General features: G+C 48.7%; 4 protein-coding genes. 3 read left to right on the forward strand and 1 reads right to left on the reverse strand.

Annotated elements, in window-relative coordinates; genetic code table 11:
• The first annotated feature begins 533 nt into the window (after nt 1-533).
• From umuD to repE, 3 genes are all read left to right on the forward strand, one after another.
• The gene (gene umuD, locus ACSZPU_RS23085) at nt 534-965 is read left to right on the forward strand and encodes a translesion error-prone DNA polymerase V autoproteolytic subunit (protein ID WP_499003612.1); all 432 of its coding nucleotides are present in this window, start codon (nt 534-536) and stop codon (nt 963-965) included.
• Complete coding sequence (gene umuC, locus ACSZPU_RS23090) at nt 965-2236, forward strand: translesion error-prone DNA polymerase V subunit UmuC (protein WP_499003615.1); 1272 nt, start codon at nt 965-967, stop codon at nt 2234-2236. The genes umuD and umuC overlap by 1 nt, the downstream gene beginning before the upstream one ends.
• A 424-nt stretch (nt 2237-2660) precedes the next feature.
• Nucleotides 2661-3407 (forward strand): replication initiation protein RepE, encoded by a 747-nt coding sequence (repE, locus tag ACSZPU_RS23095; protein WP_499003617.1) that lies wholly within the window; start codon nt 2661-2663, stop codon nt 3405-3407.
• A 282-nt stretch (nt 3408-3689) separates the two neighbouring features.
• Here repE and ACSZPU_RS23100 read toward each other — a convergent pair whose 3' ends face one another.
• On the reverse strand, nt 3690-5066 hold the full coding sequence (locus ACSZPU_RS23100) for a DUF8534 domain-containing protein (protein ID WP_499003620.1): 1377 nt from the start codon (nt 5064-5066) through the stop codon (nt 3690-3692).
• Nucleotides 5067-5233: the final 167 nt, after the last annotated feature.

Consider the following 5233-nt stretch of genomic DNA (forward strand, 5'->3'; position numbering starts at 1 on the left):
GCGGGCATCGTGAAAAGTCTATGTCAAAGAAAGGGTTATGTTCTCATAATTGACGATTAAATCGCACCTTCCTTAATGCTATCAATCTTATCAATGTCCGCTACTGGCACACAGGGGACGTTAAGGCCTCTCCGGCCAAGGCAAGGAAGGCTGCCAGTTCAGGCCGCTGCGGGCATGTCTTCAGCCGCAGCGGCACGGTGGAATCACTGTTGCCGGCAACCCCGCCAGCGTCATGCCAGCAGCGGTCTGGACGGCGCGGGGATAATCGAAAACAGATATCGACCGTTGCTCATTGGCACACAAGACAGGGTCTTGCTTCTGATCTTCTCCCCTGCCCTAACCCTTTTAAATCTCCTGCTCACCTGGTTAAAACAGCATCACCAGAGAAAATGTCTACAAGACAGTCATCACTACCTGATTTTCTTTTTACAATATTTCAGCTTGTTAGCAGAAATATCATCCATGTAGCTTGAAACCATCCTTTGATACACCTAATAATACTGTATGCATAAACAGCATTATTAAGGCATACCATGAAACTGCAATTCTTCATTCCCGGGCAAGATATACCACCTCAGAGCCATCCCCTATATGCAGACCTGGCGAGCTGCGGATGGCCCAGTCCGGCAGCCGATTATGTGGAAGCCGATCTGGATCTTCACGAATACTGTATTCGCCACCCCAGCGCGACCTACTACCTGCGTGCAAGTGGCGACAGCATGGCCGACGGCAGTCTGTTTAACGGTGACCTCCTGGTCGTGGACAGCGCAGAGAAACCTCTACATGGGGATATTGTCGTGGCCAGTATACAGGGTGAGTTCACTGTTAAACGGTTGTTACTGAGACCTCAGTTGATGCTCCAGCCCATGAACCCGGCTTGGTCTCCTCTCTATCCAGACCCGGACGAACTGGACATTTTTGGTGTGGTTACTCACATTATTCACCGTCCCAGGGAGATGTACTGATGTTTGCTTTGGCTGATGTGAACAGTTTTTATGCCAGCTGCGAGCAGGTGTTTCGCCCGGACCTGAAGGGTAAACCGGTGATCATTGTTAGTAACAATGATGGCTGTGTGATCGCCCGCAGCGCTGCATCAAAACCCTACATAAAAATGGGGACGCCGTGGTTTCAGATAAAGAACAACCATTACCCTGAAAAAATATACGCATTTTCAAGCAATTATGAACTTTATGCATCAATGTCTGCACGCGTCATGCACAGTCTGGAGGAAATGGCTCCGCGCGTAATGCCCTATTCAGTCGATGAGCTTTTTCTGGACTGTAGCGGGATTGATAACTGTCTCTCATTTGAAGAGTATGGGCGACAGGTTCGCGAACATGTGCACGCCTGTACACGTCTGACTGTCGGGATTGGGTTTGGTCCCAGTCTCACTCTCGCCAAATCCGCGCAATGGGCTTCGAAAGAATGGAAGCAGTTCCGGGGCGTGCTGGCCCTGACACCGGAAAATCCGTTAAGAACACGCAAACTGCTTTCCATGCAGCCAGTAGACGAAGTCTGGGGGGTCGGAAACCGGACAGCGAAAAAACTACACGTCATGGGTATCAGGACAGCACTGGATCTGGCCAAGGCAAACACGGTATTGATCCGTAAAAATTTCTCCGTTGTTCTGGAGCGCACCGTCAGGGAACTCAATGGTGACAGTTGCATCCCTTTCGAGGAAGCCCCTCCGGCGAAACAGCAAATAGTCTGCAGCCGGTCATTTGGTGAGCGGATCACCACCCTGGATGGAATGCGCCAGGCAGTCTGCCAGTATGCCGAACGTGCTGCCGAAAAATTACGTGGCGAGAGACAATTTTGCAGGCATATCTCTGTATTCGTTAAGTCTTCCCCGTTCGCTGTAACCGAGCCGTATTACAGCAATGTTGCCAGCGAAACGTTGCTGACACCAACTCAGGATACGCGAGATATTATTGCCGCCGCTCAGAGAGCGCTGGAGCGTATCTGGAGGGAGGGACATCGTTTTGCCAAAGCGGGGGTAATGCTCAATGATTTCACCATGAGTGGTATAGCTCAGCTGAACCTGTTTGATGAACAGCCGCCACGACCACACAGTCAGGCACTCATGAAAGTTGTCGACCACGTTAATCAGAGCGGGATGGGCCAGATATGGTTTGCCGGAAGAGGGATTTCTCCGACGTGGAAAATGAAGCGGGAAATGTTATCACCGGCCTACACCACAAGATGGAAAGATATTCCGGTCGCTAAAATAACGTAACACCGCCCTGAAAGAGCAGACAGTGCTCGCCGCAGCCGAACGACCGGGCGAAGCACGCGAGTGAGCGAGGAAGCACCAGGGAAACTGAGTTTGCATGATCTGCTTACGCACCGTACAAAGTACTTATCCACTTATACAGATGATATTTTTATAAAGATCTTTTTAAGGGGTTTTTAGATCTTTATTTTTAGATGCGTCCTGAGGCCAGTGATTTCAAGCCTTGCAGCGATGCTGCTGTGACAAATTACCCTTACGCTGTGACAAATCACCCTCTGGATCCGGGGGTTCACGTGACATTTTGCCCTCAAGTCTGTGACAAATCACCCTCTGGTCTGGCGGTAATTCACAGAGTTGATCACATCGGTTGACCTGTGGAGTAAACCGTGACAATCTCCATACTTGTCACAGTTTACATGGAATGGTCATGACAGAAATCGCCCTGATTAATTCGAAGAAGCGCAAAAATAGTCCTCGCATCGTTCAGTCCAACGAACTGACCGAAGCAGCCTACAGCTTATCGCGAGATCAAAAGCGCATGCTCTATCTTTTTGTTGACCAGATCCGCAAAAGTGACGGAACGCTGCAGGAGCATGACGGAATATGCGAAATTCAGGTGGCACAATATGCCTCCACCTTCGGGCTGACCTCGGCTGAGGCAAGTAAGGATATTCGACAGGCGCTTAAGGGATTTGCCGGCAAGGAGGTAGTGTTCTATCGTCCGGAAGAAGACTCAGGTGATGAAAAGGGATATGAGACCTTCCCCTGGTTCATTAAACGCGCTCACAGCCCGGCCCGTGGCGTTTATAGTGTGCATATTAACCCTTACCTCATCCCCTTCTTCATTGGTCTCCAGAACCGCTTTACTCAATTTCGGTTGAGTGAAACCAAAGAAATAACAAATCCTTACGCAATGCGTCTTTATGAATCACTCTGCCAGTACCGTAAACCTGATGGGTCAGGTGTTGTGTCTCTTCGCGTTGAATGGATCATGGAGCGCTACCAGTTGCCACAAAGCTATCAGCGCATGCCAGACTTTCGCCGGCGCTTTCTGCAGGCATGCGTGGACGAAATCAACAGCAGAACTCCAATGCGTCTGAGTTACATAGAGAAGAAAAGTGGACGTCAAACCACACACATTGTCTTTTCTTTCAAAGATGTAGAAAGTATCTGATGTTTTTTGATTGAAGGCGATTTGTCACACTTCTCTCTGTTTCTCAGGGCTATCTGTCACACATTTCATCGTTTAATAGAGTGCTGTTTGTCACAGTTAGATTTTCTTTGAGTTCTCAATATCGGTTCTGCCGGAATTAACCTCTCATTGAGGGTGATTTGTCACACTCAAACGAATAAACTCAGGACTTGGCTGCATCAAATTGCCTCATGTGAGGGCAAATTGTCACGCTTCCCCTTCTATCCTTCGTTCCTTGTATGAGGCGCATGTGAGGGTTGTTTGTCACACCTGACGATGCCTCTCTGGCTGAAACAAGCAACTCAGCAACTCCTGCATAAAGCTCCTATCAGATTTGTGTGGGTAACCGTAAGGATCCGTCAGGAGTAATCCCAGTTCCCTCATGCCTGGATGAGTTCTCTGTTTTCGTTCCAGATAGTCCGGGGAGTCATATCCCATCGTTTCTACCACGATATTGAGGGAATTCTGGCTTCCGGTAGGCAGGAACTCAATCAAAAAATCAGGGTGAACTTCAGTAGGATTACCATCATCTCCCGGCACGGTAACAGTGAACAAGGGTTTGCGGACCGTAAGCGTTGGCTGAGGTTTTCCTGCTTTTAAATTTTGCGTTCTGATGTATTCCGCAGCCCGTTCGATCGTTCTGAGAGTAGCCCGTTCCTTGTCACTGTCTACGGGAATGGGGTTGTGTTTCTTAAAGGCACAATGCGCGTATCCTTCATCGCAATACACCTTTCCATTATCTCCACGGCGAAATCGTAATATGACCCAGTAAGGCGCTTTTGTGCCGATATTTTGGATGGATTCACCAAAGGTTTTAATTGGTTTTGCCGTCAAAAATGGCGGTAGCTCCTTACCCTTTAGCCGGAAAGTCACTTTGTTTGTCTCGAGGGACTCTGAATACCCTATGAGGAAGAATTCTCGTTCCCTGTCACCTTGCCAATCCAGATGATTGCTTTCCAGGTAACTCAACATTTGATCCTGTTCTTCTGGCGTAATGTTAGTTCGGGTGGTGATAACCCGTGACGCTATCACACCGTTTCTGAATGAGAGGGACTGGATGTAGGAATACAGTGAGCTAAGTACTGTAGTTAATCCGGGGGTTTGCACATCCGGAAGGAGATTCATGGTATTAATCCCTGCTCCTTCCAGCAAGGTGAAGAGAAGTCGCCCCAATGCTGGTACCGGCTTTAGACGAGATCTACGCCGTCGGCCATGAGGTTCATTTACCCCTGGGCCAGGGGTACCCGGTTTTACTTTTCGGGTAAAAATGTCGTTGATGTCTACAGGTACCATCGGCGCAATTGCCCCCTCATTTCCTTCCTCTTCGTCCGTTTCCCTGGCCCGGTGCTTTCTCAGGTGAAACAAGGGGCAATGACCGTCATGTTCCGGAGCGCTCTTAACTCTTCGGATAAAGGTTTTTTCGACTTCACAGCTGAGGGGCTGGCTGGTACCCGTTGGCAGGCAGTCGCATTCAATATACAGGCTGAATTTATCCATCTCACTAATGACACGCTTCACAATGTCTTCTTCCCTTTCACTGGCTCGCCGCCCTGCCCCGAAGACGTTATGAAGAGCTGCTTTTTCATTAGAGTTAAGAAAACGCACTGTCGTATGGTATCTGTCTTTTCTAACAAGTTTCACGAGTTCCCCTCTTTGTATGGAAATGCCCTTTTGGTGCAAATATCTGGACACTTTTGAATTACAAATGAATTACAATTGTATTCATATTGAGTAAGCGATCAGTGAGTGCCGTATTGACGGCTATTTATTGGTGAGATCCACGTTCCATGGCAGCAGTTCGGCCACTT

The sequence above is a fragment of the Phytobacter sp. V69 genome (genome assembly GCF_965644215.1).
Taxonomy (GTDB): Bacteria; Pseudomonadota; Gammaproteobacteria; order Enterobacterales; family Enterobacteriaceae; genus Phytobacter.